The sequence below is a fragment of the Ruegeria sp. BH8 genome (assembly GCF_056538065.1).
Map to the genome: position 1 here is coordinate 1 of NZ_JBQFSP010000014.1, position 17,545 is coordinate 17,545.

Annotated in this window: 12 protein-coding genes; 6 read left to right on the forward strand and 6 right to left on the reverse strand. The window is 55.3% G+C overall.

What is annotated here, in order from left to right:
• Nucleotides 1–2 precede the first annotated feature (2 nt).
• Nucleotides 3–1,079, forward strand: coding sequence for a putative 2-aminoethylphosphonate ABC transporter ATP-binding protein (locus ACR0AD_RS17905; RefSeq protein WP_480488775.1), 1,077 nt, complete (start codon nt 3–5; stop codon nt 1,077–1,079).
• The gene (locus ACR0AD_RS17910) at nt 1,076–3,097 is read left to right on the forward strand and encodes a putative 2-aminoethylphosphonate ABC transporter permease subunit (RefSeq protein ID WP_480484610.1); all 2,022 of its coding nucleotides are present in this window, start codon (nt 1,076–1,078) and stop codon (nt 3,095–3,097) included. Before ACR0AD_RS17905 ends, ACR0AD_RS17910 begins: the two co-directional genes overlap by 4 nt.
• Before the next feature lie 30 nt (nt 3,098–3,127).
• Here ACR0AD_RS17910 and ACR0AD_RS17915 read toward each other — a convergent pair whose 3' ends face one another.
• Nucleotides 3,128–4,018, reverse strand: a complete 891-nt coding sequence (locus ACR0AD_RS17915; protein ID WP_480484611.1) for a LysR substrate-binding domain-containing protein — start codon at nt 4,016–4,018, stop codon at nt 3,128–3,130.
• 120 nt (nt 4,019–4,138) lie between these two features.
• On the opposite strand from ACR0AD_RS17915, the gene ACR0AD_RS17920 reads away from it, so the two are divergent.
• The 4 genes from ACR0AD_RS17920 (at nt 4,139) to pbfA (ending at nt 9,515) form a co-directional block, all read left to right on the forward strand.
• Complete coding sequence (locus ACR0AD_RS17920) at nt 4,139–5,326, forward strand: 2-aminoethylphosphonate--pyruvate transaminase (protein WP_480484612.1); 1,188 nt, start codon at nt 4,139–4,141, stop codon at nt 5,324–5,326.
• Nucleotides 5,327–5,344: 18 nt separating this feature from the next.
• Nucleotides 5,345–6,589, forward strand: coding sequence for a phosphonoacetate hydrolase (gene phnA / locus ACR0AD_RS17925; protein ID WP_480484613.1), 1,245 nt, complete (start codon nt 5,345–5,347; stop codon nt 6,587–6,589).
• 18 nt (nt 6,590–6,607) lie between these two features.
• A complete protein-coding gene (phnY, locus tag ACR0AD_RS17930) occupies nt 6,608–8,056 on the forward strand; it encodes a phosphonoacetaldehyde dehydrogenase (protein ID WP_480495829.1) in 1,449 nt (482 codons plus the stop codon).
• 106 nt (nt 8,057–8,162) lie between these two features.
• On the forward strand, nt 8,163–9,515 hold the full coding sequence (pbfA, locus tag ACR0AD_RS17935) for a (R)-1-hydroxy-2-aminoethylphosphonate ammonia-lyase (protein WP_480488777.1): 1,353 nt from the start codon (nt 8,163–8,165) through the stop codon (nt 9,513–9,515).
• Nucleotides 9,516–10,224: 709 nt separating this feature from the next.
• On the opposite strand, the gene ACR0AD_RS17940 is transcribed toward pbfA, so the two are convergent.
• The 5 genes from ACR0AD_RS17940 to ACR0AD_RS17960 form a co-directional block, all read right to left on the reverse strand.
• On the reverse strand, nt 10,225–12,204 hold the full coding sequence (locus tag ACR0AD_RS17940; protein WP_480488779.1) for a bifunctional 2',3'-cyclic-nucleotide 2'-phosphodiesterase/3'-nucleotidase: 1,980 nt from the start codon (nt 12,202–12,204) through the stop codon (nt 10,225–10,227).
• Between the two features lie 276 nt (nt 12,205–12,480).
• Complete coding sequence (locus ACR0AD_RS17945) at nt 12,481–13,584, reverse strand: M24 family metallopeptidase (protein ID WP_480488781.1); 1,104 nt, start codon at nt 13,582–13,584, stop codon at nt 12,481–12,483.
• A gap of 173 nt (nt 13,585–13,757) precedes the next feature.
• The gene (locus ACR0AD_RS17950; RefSeq protein WP_480488783.1) at nt 13,758–15,557 is read right to left on the reverse strand and encodes an aminopeptidase P family protein; all 1,800 of its coding nucleotides are present in this window, start codon (nt 15,555–15,557) and stop codon (nt 13,758–13,760) included.
• On the reverse strand, nt 15,547–16,548 hold the full coding sequence (locus ACR0AD_RS17955; RefSeq protein ID WP_480484618.1) for an ABC transporter ATP-binding protein: 1,002 nt from the start codon (nt 16,546–16,548) through the stop codon (nt 15,547–15,549). Before ACR0AD_RS17955 ends, ACR0AD_RS17950 begins: the two co-directional genes overlap by 11 nt.
• Entirely contained in the window at nt 16,545–17,540 is a 996-nt protein-coding gene (locus ACR0AD_RS17960; protein WP_480484619.1) for an ABC transporter ATP-binding protein, read from the reverse strand. The genes ACR0AD_RS17955 and ACR0AD_RS17960 overlap by 4 nt, the downstream gene beginning before the upstream one ends.
• Nucleotides 17,541–17,545: the final 5 nt, after the last annotated feature.

Genomic DNA, 17,545 nt, shown 5'->3' on the forward strand with positions numbered 1-17,545 from the left:
GCATCCAGAATTTGTGGAAAGCGTTCGGCAGCTTTCTGGCACTCAAGGACATCTCTCTTGAAATCAAAGAAGGTGAATTCATTTGTTTCCTTGGCCCGTCCGGCTGCGGCAAGACCACCTTGTTGCGGGCGATTGCCGGGCTGGATCTGCAGACCAAGGGTACGGTTATGCAGGATGGCAAGGACGTCTCCAACCTGCCCCCGTCCGAGCGTGATTTCGGGATTGTGTTTCAGTCCTATGCGCTGTTCCCGAACCTGACGATCGAAAAGAACATCGCATTTGGCCTTGAAAACACGGGCCGCAGCAAGTCGGATATCGCAGTTCGGGTGAGCGAGCTGTTGAACCTTGTTGGTCTGCCGGATCAGGGCAGGAAATACCCGGCACAATTGTCCGGTGGCCAGCAGCAGAGGATTGCTCTGGCCCGCGCCATTGCAACCAATCCCGGTTTGCTGCTGCTGGACGAACCCCTGTCGGCGCTGGACGCCAAGGTGCGCGTTCACCTGCGGCATGAGATCAAGGAATTGCAGCGCAAGCTGGGTGTGACCACCGTGATGGTGACGCACGATCAGGAAGAAGCGCTGGCCATGGCCGACCGCATCGTGGTGATGAACCACGGGGTGATTGAACAAGTCGGATCGCCCACGGAGATCTACCGCGAACCGGCCAACCTGTTCGTGGCCGACTTTATCGGTGAAATGAACCAGATCCGATCTCAGGTCACCAAAGGCGGGCGGTTGAGCGTCGGGGAAAAGACCTTTGCCTGCCTCAGCCACACGTTCAATGATGGCACTCCGGTCATCGCAGCCATTCGTCCCGAAGACATCATCCCTCATGAAGCTGGTTATCTTGACACGGGCGGCAATCGGAACTGCATCGAGGTCACGCTTGATGAAATGGAGTTTCTGGGCTCGTTCTGGCGCTGCCGCCTGAACAACGAGCGGTTCGGATCTTCTGAACTGATCGCGGATTTTTCGATCAACGCCGTGCGTCGTCTTGAGCTGGAAGAGGGGTGCAGCATGGTGATCGAGCTTCCCGAGAACCGCCTGATGGCGTTTGACCTTCCGGAGGCTGCGGCATGAGCACGATGTCGACCAATCACGACACATTGCCTGTCGGGCCGGATATCAGGCCCAGGCTCAGCCGCGATGACATCCTGATGCGCGGAAGCATGATGGTGATCGCGCTCTATCTGATCGTGACACTGGCGCTGCCGCTTTACACGATGCTTTCCAAGTCCTTCTCGACCTACCGGGTCGAGCTGTCCCAGTATGAGTTTCAGGTCAGTGATGAAGCGGGTGTGTTCGACGGAACGATCCTGACGGCTGACGAACTGAACAGGCAATTGGGGGTGTATTCCGACACCGATCTGACAACCGGCTCGGACGGGCGTTTGCCGGTGACCGGGTTCTTTCCGGATTTCAGCTTTCGCAGCCCGGTCATGTACCAGATGCGGAACACGACGGAGGCCGGGCGCTTTCTGGTCGGGTCGACTTTGAACGAAGGCACCGATTGGGTCGAGCTTGATTCCAACACGTTCCGCCGGGTGCAGATGCGGCCGGTTCAAGCGCGGGGTCTGGGCAACTTCATCAACTACTTCTCAACCCCGGCCCTGTTCAACTCGATCAAGAATTCCCTTTGGATTTCGGTTGTCAGCACAATCGTTACGGTGACGCTGGCGTTCTGGTTTGCCTATGCGCTGAACCGAAGCTGCATGCGGTTCAAGGGGGTCTTTCGCCTGATCGCGATGGCGCCGATTCTGGTTCCCTCGCTGCTGCCGGGCATCGCGCTGGTCTACCTGTTCGGCAATCAGGGGATGATCAAGGAGTTGCTGTTCGGCGCCAGTATCTACGGCCCCATAGGCATCGTGATCGGATCGGTCTTCTTTACCTTTCCACACGCGTTCCTGATCATATCGACCGCGCTCGCGATATCGGATGCGCGGTTGTACGAGGCCGCTGTCAGCTTGCGCTCAACCCCCTGGCGGACATTCTGGACCGTTACCATACCCGGCGCGCGCTATGGCCTGATTTCCGCAGCCTTTGTCGTGTTCAATCTGGTGATCACCGATTTTGGCCTGCCAAAGGTGATCGGCGGCCAGTTCAACGTGCTTGCCGTGGATATCTACAAACAGGTGATCGGCCAGCAGAACTTTGAGATGGGCGCCGTGGTCTCGGTGGTTCTGGTCATCCCCGCAATTCTGGCTTTTGCCATCGACCGGATGGTTCAGTCCAAGCAGGTGGCGCTGCTGTCTGCGCGTTCGGTTCCATATCAGGCAACACCAAACCCAAAGACTGATCGCATATTCCTGATCTACTGCAGTTTGATCGGCCTGTTCATCGTTGGTCTTCTGGCCGTGTGTCAGTTTGCGGCGCTGATCAAGTTCTGGCCCTACGATCTGAGCCTGAGCCTCAAGAACTACCAGTTCGACAAGATGGATGGCGGCGGCTGGGGGTCGTATTTCAACTCGATCAAACTGGCTTTCCTGACGGCGGTGATCGGCACGACGGTTGTCTTCTTCGGGGCGTACCTGGTGGAAAAATCGAACGGCTTCAAAACCGGGCGGTCGATCTTTCAGATGTTCGCCATGCTGCCGATGGCCATCCCGGGCATGGTTCTGGGACTGTCGTATATCTTCTTCTTCAACAACCCGTCCAATCCGTTCAATGCGATCTACGGCACCATGGCGATCCTGGTGGTTTGCACGGTGACGCATTTCTATACCGTATCGCACCTGACGGCGGTCACCGCTCTCAAGCAGATGGATAAAGAGTTCGAGTCGGTGTCGGCCTCTCTCAAACAGCCAACAATGAAGCTGTTTGCCCGCGTGACGGTGCCGGTCTGCCTGCCTGCGGTGCTGGACATCTCGATCTATCTGTTCGTCAACGCGATGACGACCGTGTCGGCGGTTGTGTTCCTCTACTCACCCAAAACCACACTCGCGTCCATCGCGGTGCTGAACATGGATGATGCCGGGGATATCGCACCCGCAGCCGCAATGGGCATGATGATCTTCTACACCAACGCAGCCGCCCGGATCTTTCATCTGATGGCATCAAAAGGCATCCTGGCCCGCACACAGGCCTGGCGCAGCAGGTAATCCACACAAAAAACTCAATACCCCCGCAGATCACATATCTGCGGGGGTTTCCTTCTCCTTATGCACCCGCTCCGCAAAATCCATAAACGCACGTATGATCTTGACGTCACGACGCTGGGAAAGGGAAATCATGCTCTCACCCATTTGCAGATTCACGCCCTTCAATTTGATTTGCCGCAATCGATCATCGTGCCCATATTCCGCCTGAGAAACAAAACCGATACCTGCACCCGAGGCAACAAGTTCGCGAACGGCCTCTCGGCCTTCAGCAACAATCGCCGGGTTTAACCTGATACCTTGTTTCTCGGCGGCTTCTTCCAGTTTCTCGCGTGTTTTTGACCCGTGCTCTCTGAAAATCAGGGGCAACTCGGCAAGCTCCTCCAGGGTCAGGGTGGGTTTGGATGCCAACAGCACGCCCCGGGCAGCAAAGGCCACAATTTCAGTGGACCCCAAATTCAATACGTCCATGTCCTTGCCAGGAGACAGGCTGCCAACAACGCCGATTTCCGCATTGTAAGACCGAAGCTCTTCCAGGATTTCTTCGGTGTTGCCGGATCGCACAGTGATCGTGATTTTCGGGTATTTCTTTTGGAACGAACCTAGAAAAGATGTCATGTGATGCGCTGAATCGGCAATAATCCTTAATTCACCATCGATCGCGGCTTTGGTTTCAGAGAGGTAATCCTCAATCTGATCTTCGATCTCGAAATATTGTTTTGTGAATCTGTAAAGCTGTTCGCCTTCGGGCGTCAGGTTCACGCGTTTTCGTTCACGCTGGAACAGCAGCAGGTCGTGATCCTGTTCCAGTTTTCGGACCTGCTCGGAAATCGCTGGCTGGGTCAGATACAAAGCCTCTGCCGCACGGGAGAATCCCCCATGTTTGGCCACGTAATGAAAGGCTTTCAACTGGCTGTGTCGCATGGCAGTTCCCTGTAGATGCGTTCATAGGCTGCGCTTATGATTAGATTGATAATTGCAATTTCACATATAGCAAGCGTTGCTGCAATTGTGTTCCTGAAAACGCTGTTCTGGAGCCTGGTAATGACGCCATCCAAACCAAAATTAGAGCAACCGCGCCTTGGTGAACCCTACCTTTTGACGCCCGGTCCTTTGACAACGTCCTACGCGGTCAAAGAGGCAATGTTACGTGACTGGGGTAGCTGGGACGATGATTTCCGCGCCATGACGCGGGAGGTGCGGTCAAGCCTGCTGAACCTGCTTGGCGAGGGTGCCGACGCGTTCGATTGCGTACCGATGCAAGGCAGCGGATCGTTTTCCGTCGAGGCGATGCTGGCATCCTTTATTCCGCGAGACGGAAAGGCGTTGGTATTGGCAAATGGTGCCTACGGGCAGCGTTCAGCACAAACGTTGCAGTACCTGGGTCGTGATCATGTTGTGTTGGACAAAGGCGATTACCTGCCGCCGAGGGGTGATGAGGTTGCGCGCATTCTCGCGGATGACCCGGACATCACGCATGTCGTCGCCATTCACTGCGAAACCAGCTCGGGCATTCTGAACCCGGTCGAAGAGATTTCGGAGGTCACATATGCCGCCGGGCGCAAGCTCTTGATTGACTCGATGTCCGCCTTTGGAGCGATTGAGCTCAAACCAACTGAAATTCGTTACGAGGCCATGGTGTCTTCGGCGAACAAATGCATCGAGGGCGTTCCGGGTTTCGGGTTCATCGTGGCGCGCAAGACCGAGCTGGAAGCCGCAAAAGGCAACAGTCATTCGCTGTCTCTGGATGTGTATGCGCAGTGGGCGCATATGAACAAAACGGGACAGTGGCGGTTTACCCCGCCGACGCATGTGGTTGCGGCCTTCATCGAGGCACTTCGGGCGCACACTGCCGAAGGCGGTGTTGCAGGTCGAGGCGCCCGCTATACCCGCAACCGGGACGTCATGGTCGCGGGCATGCGGGAACTGGGTTTCGAAACACTGCTGGATAATCGTTGGTTGAGCCCGATCATCGTTACCTTCTTCTGCCCGGCTGATGAGAATTTCGTTTTTGATCAGTTCTATAACCGGATGAAAGAAAAAGGGTTCATTATCTACCCGGGCAAGCTGACTGTCGTCGACAGTTTCCGCGTCGGTTGCATCGGCCAGATGGACGAAGATGTCATGCGTAAAGTTGTGATCGCTGCAAAAGAATCTCTGGAAGAAATGGGCGTGACAAGCGCTGCGCCTCCTCTCCGGGCACTGGAAGAACGCGCCAAGTTGGCCGCATAAAAATCAAGGAAAACACAGATGACCATTCAAACCCCTGTCGAAGCAAATGAGCGCGTCTACCCAACGCCGAAGGTGCCCGCAATTGCCATCTGCCTTGATGGATGTGAACCTGAATACCTCGACGTGGCGATTGCGAAAGGGCTGATGCCCAACCTCAAACGGATGCGGGAGGAAGGTACAGACCGTCTGGCGCATTCTGTTATTCCGTCGTTCACCAACCCCAACAATCTTTCGATTGCCACCGGGCGTCCGCCGATCGTGCATGGAATCTGCGGCAACTACCTTATTGATCCCGACACCGGTGAAGAGGTTATGATGAACGATGTCCGCTTCCTGCGCGCGCCGACCATCTTCTCACAGTTCTATGATGCAGGTTTCCGCGTGGCGATGGTAACCGCCAAGGACAAGCTTCGCGCGCTGCTTGGTGCCGGGCTGAAGTTTGACGAGGGCAGGGCGGTTGCATTCTCTTCTGAGCGTTCGGGCGAAACGACGCTTGAGGAACATGGCATCGACAATGCCAGCAAATGGTTGGGTATGGACGTGCCCGAGGTATACTCGGCCGAGCTGTCGGAATTCGTTTTTGCTGCTGGCGTCAAGCTGCTGAAAGAGTTCAAGCCCGACGTCATGTATTTGTCGACTACCGACTATATCCAGCACAAGTTTGCACCCGATCAAAAGGGCGCACTTGATTTCTACGCCATGTTCGACCGCTATCTGGGCGAGTTGGACGCATTGGGGGCCGCCATCGTGGTGACGGCTGATCATGGCATGAAGCCTAAGCACCTGGCAGATGGATCCCCTTCGGTCGTCTATGTGCAGGACCTGATGGACGAATGGCTGGGCAAGGATGCGGCGCGGGTCATCCTTCCGATCACTGACCCCTATGTCGTGCATCATGGTGCACTGGGTTCGTTCGCGACCGCTTACCTGCCGGATGGCGCGGATCAGAGTGACATCATTGCCAAACTCAAGGCGACCGAAGGGATCACCCATGTGCTGACCAAGGCTCAGGCCATTGAACGGTTCGAATTGCCCGGTGATCGGATTGGCGACATTGTGATGGTTTCTGGCGAAAACATTTGCATCGGAACGTCCGAGCATCGCCACGATCTGGCAGCGCTCAAAGAGCCCCTGCGCAGCCATGGTGGTTTGACGGAACAAGAAGTTCCCTTCATCGTGAACCGTGTCATCGACCTGCCAAACCAACCCGTGCTGCGCAACTTTGATGCCTTTTTCTACGCAACTACAGCGGCGGCACAGTAAGCCATGAAAGACCAGACCATGTCGAAAATCGAAGTACGTAACGAAGGAATGCGGATCGGTGGCGAAATCGTCTTTACCGATGAAACCATTCCTGTTCTTTACCCGTACACCAACGAGGTCGTGGGCCATGTTCCCGCTGGCACCGCAGAACACGCACGCAGGGCATTCGAAATCGCGGCGAATTACAAACCTAAACTGACCCGGTACGAGCGCAGCCAGATTTTGCAGCGCGCAGGCGAGCTGATCGGCGAGAAACGCGATTACCTTGCGAAATGGCTGACGTTGGAGCTGGGCATCTGCCACCAGCATGCGATCTACGAAACCAAACGCGCACAGGATGTTTATCAGTTTGCGGCGGCTGAGGCGCTAAAGGACGATGGCGAGATCTTTTCCTGCGATCTGACCCACAATGGCAAAGCCCGCAAGATTTTCACCACCCGAGAGCCGGTGAAAGCAATCAGTGCGATCACCCCGTTCAATCACCCTTTGAATATGGTTAGCCACAAAATCGCGCCGTCGATTGCGACCAATAATTGCATGGTTTGCAAGCCCACGGAACTGACGCCGCTGACTGCGCTGACATTGGCCGACATACTTTATGAAGCAGGCCTGCCGCATGAGATGTTCCAAGTGGTGACCGGCTGGCCGGCTGACATTGGCGATGAGATGATCACCAATGAACATATCGACATCATCACCTTCACCGGGGGTGTGCCGGTGGGCAAGTTGATCGCTGAGAAAGGCGTCTACAAGCGGCAGGCGCTGGAACTTGGGGGTAACGATCCTCTGATCGTTCTGAATGACCTCAGCGATGCGGATTTGGACAAAGCCGCAACAATTGCAGTGGCGGGTGCGACCGGAAACTCCGGTCAGCGGTGTACGGCAGTCAAGCGCATCCTCGTGCAGGAAAGTGTGGCCGACAAGTTTGTGCCGCTGGTTCTGGAGAAGGCCAAGAAGATCAAATTCGGCGATCCGCAAGACCCCGAAACCGAGCTGGGGTGTGTGATCCACGACAAAGCCGCGGAGATATTCGAGAACCGCGTTCTGCAGGCTGAGAAAGAGGGTGCAGAAATCTTGTATCACCCGGGCCGTCAGGGCGCATTGCTGCCGCCTATCGTTGTCGACAAGGTTCCCCATGACAGCGAGCTGGTGATGGAAGAAACTTTCGGTCCTATCGTGCCGATCGTGCGCGTACCAGACAACGACGAAGAGGTGATGGCGATCTCGAATTCGACCGAGTTCGGCCTGTCTTCTGGGGTCTGCACCAATGACCTGAACAGGGCCATCGCCTTTATCAACGGGTTGAATGTCGGCACCTGCAACATCTGGGAACAGCCGGGTTACCGCATTGAAATGTCACCCTTTGGCGGCATCAAGGACAGCGGAAACGGCGTGAAGGAGGGTGTTATCGAGGCGATGAAGTTTTTCACCAACGTCAAAACCTATTCGCTGCCCTGGCCCAACTAAACCTTGCGCCCTTTCCCCACAGACGGGAAGGGCGCCTCATATCCTCCCTGATACTGGCGGGCCTTTTGGGGCCCGCATCTTTTGATGACAGAAATGAGGAGCGGACATGCCACAGATTGTCCACACGGAAGGGGAATCAAACACATCCGAAGCGCGCAAGGCATGGTTGCGAAAGTCCATGGGACCGAAGTCGGCACCTCTGCTCAAACGCGATGCGGATGTGTTTCTGCATCAATCTCTGTCATCACCCTGCGTCAGCACTATTGCAAAGGCCGAGGGGATCTGGATCGAGGATATGGAGGGTCGCCGGTACATGGATTTCCATGGCAACTCGGTGCACCACATAGGCTATGGGCACCCGCGTCTGATAGCCGCCATCAAAGCGCAGCTTGATGATCTTCCTTTTGCACCCCGCCGCTTTACCAATGACCCGGCAGTGGATTTGGCAGAAAAACTGGCAGATATCGTGCCTGGCGATCTGGGGAAGATGCTCTTTACCACTGGCGGCTCTGACGCCAACGAGGTTGCCCTCAAAATCGCGCGTGCCGCGACCGGTCGGTTCAAAACAATCAGCTTCTGGGATGCCTTCCACGGTGCGGGCTTCGGCGCCGCAAGCGTCGGTGGCGAGGCGACGTTCCGCAGTCATATCGCGGGCCCCCTCTTGTCGGGGACTGAACATGTCGCGCCTTTCGCCTGCTACCGGTGCCCATACAATCACGCGGGACCGGAAACCTGCGGGTTGGCCTGCGCGAAAATGGTCGAATATGTTCTGGAGCGTGAAGGAGATGTGGCGGCGGTCATAGCCGAACCCATGCGTGCGGTGCCCTATGTGCCACCGCCGGGGTTTTGGAAATCCGTGCGCGAGGCGTGCAATCGTCACGGCGCGCTTTTGATCATGGATGAAATCCCGACCGGCCTTGGCAAAACCGGCAGGATGTTCGCCTTTGAACATGACGAGATCATTCCCGACATTGTGACGCTTGGAAAAGCGCTTGGCGGTGGTATCCTTCCCATTGCCGCATGTGTTACTCGCAAACAATTGGATGTTTGCGGGGATTTTGCCATTGGTCATTACACACACGAAAAGAACCCGGTCACCGCGCGGGCCGCTTTGACAACACTTCAGATCATCGAAGATGAGGGGTTGGTTCATCGGTCGGCCATGCTGGGTGAGCACGCAATTGGTCGTCTGATGGACGAACTTCAGAACGTACCCACCGTCGGAGACATCCGGGGAAGGGGTTTGATGTTCGGGGTCGAAATCGTTGATGATCGCGTTGAAAAGATACCGGGCAATGCGCGTGCCGAACGGATTTACTACGCCTGTCTGCAGGCCGGTTTGAGCTATAAGATCAGTCAGGGATGCGTTCTGACACTGTCGCCGCCGCTGACCATCTCGCAATCGGATCTGGACCACGCAATCGACATTGTGATCGCTGCTATCAAGGCCGAGAGTTGACACGTCGGATCAGTCAAAACTCGCCAGTTCGTAAAAAGAGGCTGGCCGAGACAGCGACGAAGACCCCAAAGTGCGACGTAAGACAACGAGTCCGATGGCGCACGGCGTACAATAGAATTTGGATTTGGCCCATGGCGTTGTAATATCCAACTGCACTCAGGCTTAAAACGCTGACGAAAGTAACGGGAAAGGCAAAATCTTCAATTCGGCCTCTGGTACAAATGAGACTGAACAAACTGACGGGATTACAGGAACTCAAAATCAACAGAGCGGAGTCTTTCATGGTATCGAATGTAGTTCAGAAGCTGAAAGACCTTTTGTTGCTGTGCTCTACAGATCGCAGTCCGTGGTCTTTGCAAAAAACTGAGAAACAAGATGCCGTTCAGCAGGCGACTACTTTTTACCTGCCATAGGATATTCAATCTCCCTTTGCCGCGAGATCCTTGAATACAGATTTCACCAACTTGCCCCTGCCTTCACCCATTCAGCTTCTTTGACAGAACTGGGAGCGCAGAAGTTCAGTTGGCGATCAAACGGTTCGCTAAGTTCTATGACCTGCCGCCACGACGCTTGTCGGGAACGCGAATTGAAAATGTAGCATCTGACTCTGCAGGGGCAGTGCCTTCGAGCTGTACGGGTGTTCAGCGCAAACCCGCCACCGAGTTACCAAGGTGGCGGGTCAGGTTATCGTTGCGACATTTCTTTTGGATCAGAGCTTAATGCGGAAGGCTGCGAAACCGTCGGCGCCTTCCCCGGCGTCCTCGATTGCCACACCTTTGACGTCGCCCATATAGTCGCGGGCTTTTGGACCCGTCTCGAACAACACCGTGGTGTCCGCCAGCGGCGAAAACGACCAATTGGCATCCGCTTTGGGATCGATTGTGCCCTGTTCGACAATGTAGCGCACAATGACGTCGCGGTTGGTGTCCGGTGCTTCGAACACGATCGTGTCGCCCATTGCGCCCGGGAACGCGCCACCACCGGATGCACGGTAATTGTTGGTGGCAATGATGAACTCCATGTCATCCGTAACAGGCGCTCCATTGAAGGCAAGGTTCACGATCCGTGCTGCGTCGGGGTTCACCTCTTCGCCCTTTGGTCCAAAGCGCGACGGTTGCGACAGGTCGATCTGATAGGTCACACCGTCCATCACGTCGAAATTGTACGATGGGAACTCGGGGTTCAGAAGGATCGCATCCTTGGACCCAGCTTCGACCTGATTGAACATACCGGCCGAGCGTTCCAGCCAGCCACGCACCTGCGCCCCGTTCACGCGAACAGCGCGGACCGTGTTTGGATAGAGGTACAGATCGGCCACGTTCTTGATGGCAACGTCCCCGACCGGGACATCGGTGTAATACTCCGGACCCCCTCGGCCACCAGCCTTGAACGGTGCTGCCGCAGACAGGATTGGCAGCCCTTCATGCTCGGTGCCTTTCAGCATGTCTTCGACATACCATTTCTGCGCGATTGAGACGATCTGCACAGACGGATCATCCGCGACCAACGCAAAATAGCTGTGCAGCGGGGCCGAGGTCTTGCCGACCGCGCGCCGAACATAGGCCAGCGTTTCGTCATGAGCTTTCGCAACCGATTCCAGAACCTTCTGATCATCTTCGACCAGAGCGGTGATTGATCGATCTTCGTTACGTTTGGAAATCGGTCGCGCCTCGGAAGTTGTGGTAACGACGCGCCATTCATTGCCGTCCCGTTCCAAAAGCAGGTCCAGCAGGCCAAGATGCGACCCCCAGAAACCGCCCATGACGGCAGGTTTGCCCATCAGCGTGCCTTTTTCCACGTCGATCCCGGGGCGGTCAGCAAATGTCGGTGACGGGAAAACCAGGTGATTGTGGCCGGTGACCAGCGCGTCGATCCCGTCGACCCCTGCCAGAACCACCGATGCGTTTTCCATGCCGTCCTCATGATCGGCCCCCCCGATCCCCGAATGCGACAGGGCGATGATCAGGTCACATCCCTGTTCCTTCATCTCGGGCACATAGGCCTGAGCCGTCTCGACGATATCGCGGGCCTGAACATTGCCCTCCAGGTGCCTGCGGTCCCAGTTCACGATTTGTGGCGGGGTAAAACCGATGACACCGATCCTGATCGGATGTTTGGTGCCGTCGCCCATCTCGATTTCACGGTCGAGAATGGCATAGGCCTGAACAAGGGTCTTGTCGTCACGCGGGTTTGCACCTTTTTCCTTGGCGACGTTTGCCAGAACAACAGGGAACTCGGCACCGGCCAAAGCCTTGTCCAAGAACTCCAGACCGTAGTTGAACTCGTGATTGCCCAGCGTCGCGGCATCATACCCGACCGTATTGAAGGCCGTGATGATGGGATGGCTGTCGCCGTCCTTCATGCCGCGCTCGTAAGCGATGTAGTCGCCCATCGGATTGCCTTGCAGAAAATCGCCGTTGTCCACCAAGATCGAGTTTGTCGCCTCAGATCGGACTTCGTTGATGATCGAAGCTGTGCGGGACAGGCCCACCGTGTCGCGGGGTTTGTCCGCATAATAATCATAAGGAAACACATGGACATGGATATCGGTGGTTTCCATGATGCGCAGATGCGCCTGACTATTGGCCGCCGCCACCGAAAACGGGTGCAGGGTAATTGCCGCCGCACCAGCGGTTGTCGTGGCAAGGAAGCGGCGTCGCGAAATTGAAGAACGGCTTGAGAAAGACATGGGTCACCTTTCAGGTTTGTGGTCAACGCGTCTTTTTGCCTGTAATTCGCAACATCCATATGAAACCGGTTGCCAGCGCTTTAGACGCGTCATGTGTAGGCGCAATGCTAGGTACAATAGCCCAACTTCCTGTACTTGATAAGACATGGTAGAAGGGGAACCCGTGCCCTGCGATTGCCAAGACAATGCCTCACAATCAGTGCTTTGCGACATATCCAACCCGCATCATGTTGGCTGCCATTCACTGACCCCAACCGTGTGGCTGGGACAGCCCGGTTATCGACGTCCCGCCCCCAGGACAATAAGCTCTTTCGGGAAACTGGTCAGTGATAGGCATCCGTCTTCTGTGACCAAGACGTCATCTTCAATACGGACACCGAAATTGCCTAGGTCATACAGACCCGGTTCGTTGGTCCAGACCATGCCTGCGCGCATTACCTGGTTGTTTCCGCGCATGATATATGGAGCCTCGTGCACATCCCGACCCAATCCGTGGCCTGTCTTGGTGCGGATGCGATTGGCGAAAGGGGATGCTTCAAGAACGCCGATGACAGCATCATCGATATCATGGGCCGTCACACCGGGGCGACACACGTTCAGACCCATCTGATTTGCTCGCAATACAGTTTCGTAGACAGCCTTGCCCTCATCTGAGACTTCGCCAACGAAAAAGGTTCGCGTGATATCCGCGACAAATCCATCCTTGCGCGCGCCAAAGTCAAAGAGCAGCGCATCGCCGGTTTGAATCCGATAATCCAAACGCGCTTTCCCATGTGGTCGGGCCGAGTTGTCGGCAGCGACCACAATCGGTGTAAAGGCCAGTGAATCGGCGCCTTCGGCAAACATTGCCTGGATCAAATCCTGTTCGATCTGTTTCTCGGTCTGACCTGCGTGTACCGTTCCGATAACCCGCTCAAGCGCACGTTCCGAGATGGTGATCGCAGCTTGCATGGAGGCCACATCCTTGCTGGACTTGATCAGTCGCAGGTTCGAGATTTGGTGTTCCGCATCAGTTATTTGTAACCCAGGCATAGCTTCGGTCAGCGCGTCAGAGACAAAAACACGCATGACCTGCCCTTCAACTGCAAGGGACGCGATGCTCAGGTGGTTCGCCAAAGCGGTGAAAGCCCCTTTGTAACCCGCCTCATCCCGCCAATCGAATACCGCTCCTTCGAACCTTAATTGATCCCACGAGCCAAGTTCCAGATTTGGAACAACGGCAGCGGGTTCTCCTGATGCGGGGATCACAACCACGATGGGGCGTTCGTTGGTCATGAAAGACTTGCCCATGGCTCGGTCGAAATTCGGACCCGGCACCAATGCCACGGCATCGACAGAGATTTCACGGGCCAACCGGCTATATTCTGATAAATCTGGCATCCTTACCAACCCTTATTGTGACCAAAACCACCCGTTTCGGCGATCTCGGCAGATCTTATTATTCTTACGCCACACGCGAACCGTCATTGGTTTGGTATTCTGACAGTTGGAAACGTTGCCATTCGTTTCGCCGCACAGCAGTATACAGCCCGGCCAATAGTTCGTTTCGTGTTTCAGATTGCAGTCGTCACTTTTGTCAGCCACCCCTTTGCAGGCTCACTCAATCGCGGTGAAAGCATCTGTCTGATTTGACGATGATATTGATTTAACCAGTGCCGTTCGGCCTGAGTCAGGTTTTCAACAATCAGCATGTCAGTCTGAATTGGCACAAAAGTCATATTGCGGAAGGCGAGGAAACCGTTGTCTTCTGTGACGACCTCAAAGACATTTTCTATGCGGATGCCGAAGCTGGCGGCTTTGTAAAACCCCGGTTCAATCGACATGACCATGCCCGGTTCCAGATCAATCGGGTTATAGGGTTTTCCTATTCTCTGCGGGTGTTCGTGCACTGACAGTCGATGGCCGATGCCGTGACCGGTCCCATGGTCATAGTCCAGCCCGAGGTCCCACAACGGGCGACGACAGATCCCGTCGATATGGTGTCCTTGGGTACCAGGTGGGAACCGTAAGGTGGCCAAGGCATAGAAGGCCTTGAAGACTGCCGTGTATGCCTCATCATACCCTTCCGGTCGTGATCCAAAAGCGTAGCACCGGGTGGTGTCGGTTGTGCCAGTCTCGTATTGTCCGCCGCTGTCCATAAGATAGGTTTGATCCGGTCGGATAGGATCATTCCGATCCGCGGTTGCGCTATAGTGGCACATCGCCGCGTTCACGCCTGCTGCTGAGATCGCGTGAAAACTGTCATCAAGGAAACCTTGTTGTGCGCAACGCAGCGCCCTCAGTTTTTGCTCTGCTTCACGCTCGGTCAGGGGGTCACTACTTTCGGCGCGAACGGGAACGGTGTTTGCAAGCCAGGCCCCAAATTCTGCCCACGCAATTCCGTCGATGAAATGGCAGGTTCGAAGACCCTCCAGTTCTATCGTGTTTTTCAATGCCTTAGTCAGGGTAATCACACTGCGTTCAGAACCAAGCTTCGCGCCGGCTTCTTCAATGGTTTGCCTTACCGCGACAGGTGAGAAATCCGGATCAGCCAAAACAAACTTACCTGGCTGAAAGCTGGCCTTGAGCGTGGGTAAAAACTCAGCCTGAGGAACTATCTGAAGATTAGAAGGCAGTGCCCCCTCTACGAAATCATCCAGCTTTTTCGGATCGACAAACCAAACCAGCGCCCCATCGCGATGTGCGAGAAGAAAGGAATTAACTACCGGATTATAGTTAACATCCGCCCCGCGGATGTTCAGTAACCAGGCGATATTGTCAGGTTGTGTTTCGACGACAAAGTCGGCCTGTCGCTCAACCAGATAGTTTGCCAGACTAGTGCATTTTTCAGCACAGTTTTTCCCGGCAATTTGCGACGGTAAAACTGTCACACGACCGCAGGGTGGTGCTGGTTGATCTGTCCAAACCGCGTCGACTGGATTGACTTGTTGCGGCACCATCGTTGCGCCTACTTCCTTGCAAGCTGCGTCAAACCGGTCAAACCACGACGGGGGTATGTGCATCGGGTCAAATCCGAGCCGCCAACCAATACGCATTTCTTTTCTCAGCCACTTTTCGGGCGTCTCGCCATGAAGGTGGTGATGAGAGAACAACGCGCCTTTGCACTCTTGCGCAGCCTGCAAGCTGTATCGACCATCGACAAAAAGAGCGACGATCTCGGGTGTTACAAAAGCAAGTCCGGCAGATCCGGTGAACCCGGTCAGATACGCCAGACGTTCGTCATGCGGTGCGACGTATTCACCTTGATGAGCATCAAATCGCGGTAGTACAAAGGCATCCAGGTCCTGCACAATCAGTTGGTCACGGAACAGCGAAATTCTCTCGCTCGGACATAAGTGAAACCTATCCAGCATTTGCTTTGATCTCTTCCGCGTGGTGGCAGGCGACTTCTCCAAAACCCCCAAATTGTCTGAGTGCGGGAACGTCGCGCTGACACAGGCTTGTGGCAAAGCGGCAGCGCACGTGGAACGGGCATCCGGGCGGTACGTTCATAGGTGATGGCAATTCACCTTCCAGTCGAATGACGTTTCCCTTGTCATCCGGATCAAGCGAAGGCGCGGCGCTGAGCAGAGCTTGGGAGTAAGGATGTGAGGGATCGGAGAACAAGGTTTCACTGTCGCCGATCTCCACAATCCGGCCCAGATAAATCACAGCCACCCGGTTCGAGACGTGACGTACAAGTCGCAAGTCGTGTGCGACGAACAGAATTGTGAGGTTCAGTTTGTCCTGCAATTCAAGCAGAAGATTGACCACTTGTGCCTGTACTGAAACGTCCAGCGCGGAAACCAGTTCGTCGGCAATCAAAACTTCCGGCTCGACTGCCAGTGCGCGAGCGATCGCAATTCGTTGCCTCTGGCCCCCCGAAAACTCGTGCGGTAATTTGTTTGCGGCGTCCTGTGGCAGGCATACCAGATCCAACAGTTCCATAACACGCGAGGGGATTTCACTCTCGGGGCGCATCTTGTGAACACTAAGAGCCTCGGACAGAATCTGACCAGTCGTCATGCGGGGGTTCAGGGACGAATAAGGATCCTGAAACATCATCTGAACGCGACGATTATAATCGCGCTCGTTACGATATTTCGGGTCAAAGATATCTTTTCCAGTGAAACGGATACTGCCGGTCTGAGGCTGGTGGAGCCTAACTATGCAACGTGCAAGTGTGGACTTACCGCAGCCGGACTCACCGACAACTCCCAGTGTTTCTCCTCGCTTGAGCTCGAGGCTAACACCGTTCAGCGCGTTGACAACCCGCCCGGGTCGCTGGCTGATCAGGTCAAGAACCGACCGTGACAAATGAAATTGAAGACCCACATCATTTATCTCCATGACCGTATCTGTCATGCGACGTCTCCCTGAGCTGCGGGCACATGATTGAAGCACGCCACATGACGGCCTTCGGATATCGCCGACAAAGGCGGACGCGCGTTCAGGCACGCGTCGATGGTGCTCTGACACCTTGGGGCAAAGGCGCATCCGACCGGCAACTTCTCAAGACTCGGAGGCGTGCCCGGCACCGAATAGAGTGGTGTACGCGGCGGCACATTCTGAGGGACAGACCGCATCAGCCCTACGGTATAAGGGTGGCGTGGTGCATTCAAAACCTGACGCACAGCCCCCTGTTCAACCACCCGCCCGGCATACATGACCGCCAAGGATTCACAGGTCTGAGCGACCACACCTAAATCATGCGTGACAAGAACCACGCCCATTTGAAGCTCATCGGCCAAGGACAGGATCAGATCAAGAATCTGTGCCTGAATTGTTACGTCCAATGCGGTGGTTGGTTCATCGGCAAGCAACAGTTTCGGATTTGCTGCCAGAGCAATCGCGATCATAACGCGCTGCCGCATACCACCAGAAAACTGATGTGGGTATTCGTCCAAACGTGACGCAGCAGATGGAATCCCTACATGATCCAGCATCTCAACCGCCCGATCACGGCGCGCTGCGCGACTGAGGTCGGTATGCGCTTTCAACGTCTCGGTCAGCTGCATGCCAACCGTCAACAACGGGTTAAGCGATGTCATCGGCTCTTGAAAGATCATCGCAATTTCGCCACCGCGAATGCGCCTCAGTTTTCGTTCGGAAAGCGAAACAAGGTTTTGCCCCTGCCAATTCACGACTCCTGTGACTTCACCATAGCGCCGCGACAGTCCCAGAACCGAACGCAAAGTGACACTCTTGCCAGAACCGCTTTCACCGACCAATCCCAGCACTTCGCCACGTCGAACGGAAAAACTTACGTCTCGCACAGCTGGCAGAGGGGTCCCTTCCTTCCAGAAGGTTGTACTCAGGTTTTTGACTTCGAGGATAGGTTGCTGATTGCCTGTCATTGTCA

What these genes read in the sequence shown, in the direction of transcription:
- ACR0AD_RS17910 (WP_480484610.1), top strand. Translation starts at nt 1,076, where the DNA reads ATGAGCACGATGTCGACCAATCACGACACATTGCCTGTCGGGCCGGAT.
- ACR0AD_RS17915 (WP_480484611.1), bottom strand. Translation starts at nt 4,018, where the DNA reads ATGCGACACAGCCAGTTGAAAGCCTTTCATTACGTGGCCAAACATGGG.
- ACR0AD_RS17920 (WP_480484612.1), top strand. Translation starts at nt 4,139, where the DNA reads ATGACGCCATCCAAACCAAAATTAGAGCAACCGCGCCTTGGTGAACCC.
- phnA (WP_480484613.1), top strand. Translation starts at nt 5,345, where the DNA reads ATGACCATTCAAACCCCTGTCGAAGCAAATGAGCGCGTCTACCCAACG.
- phnY (WP_480495829.1), top strand. Translation starts at nt 6,608, where the DNA reads ATGTCGAAAATCGAAGTACGTAACGAAGGAATGCGGATCGGTGGCGAA.
- pbfA (WP_480488777.1), top strand. Translation starts at nt 8,163, where the DNA reads ATGCCACAGATTGTCCACACGGAAGGGGAATCAAACACATCCGAAGCG.
- ACR0AD_RS17940 (WP_480488779.1), bottom strand. Translation starts at nt 12,204, where the DNA reads ATGTCTTTCTCAAGCCGTTCTTCAATTTCGCGACGCCGCTTCCTTGCC.
- ACR0AD_RS17945 (WP_480488781.1), bottom strand. Translation starts at nt 13,584, where the DNA reads ATGCCAGATTTATCAGAATATAGCCGGTTGGCCCGTGAAATCTCTGTC.
- ACR0AD_RS17950 (WP_480488783.1), bottom strand. Translation starts at nt 15,557, where the DNA reads ATGCTGGATAGGTTTCACTTATGTCCGAGCGAGAGAATTTCGCTGTTC.
- ACR0AD_RS17955 (WP_480484618.1), bottom strand. Translation starts at nt 16,548, where the DNA reads ATGACAGATACGGTCATGGAGATAAATGATGTGGGTCTTCAATTTCAT.
- ACR0AD_RS17960 (WP_480484619.1), bottom strand. Translation starts at nt 17,540, where the DNA reads ATGACAGGCAATCAGCAACCTATCCTCGAAGTCAAAAACCTGAGTACA.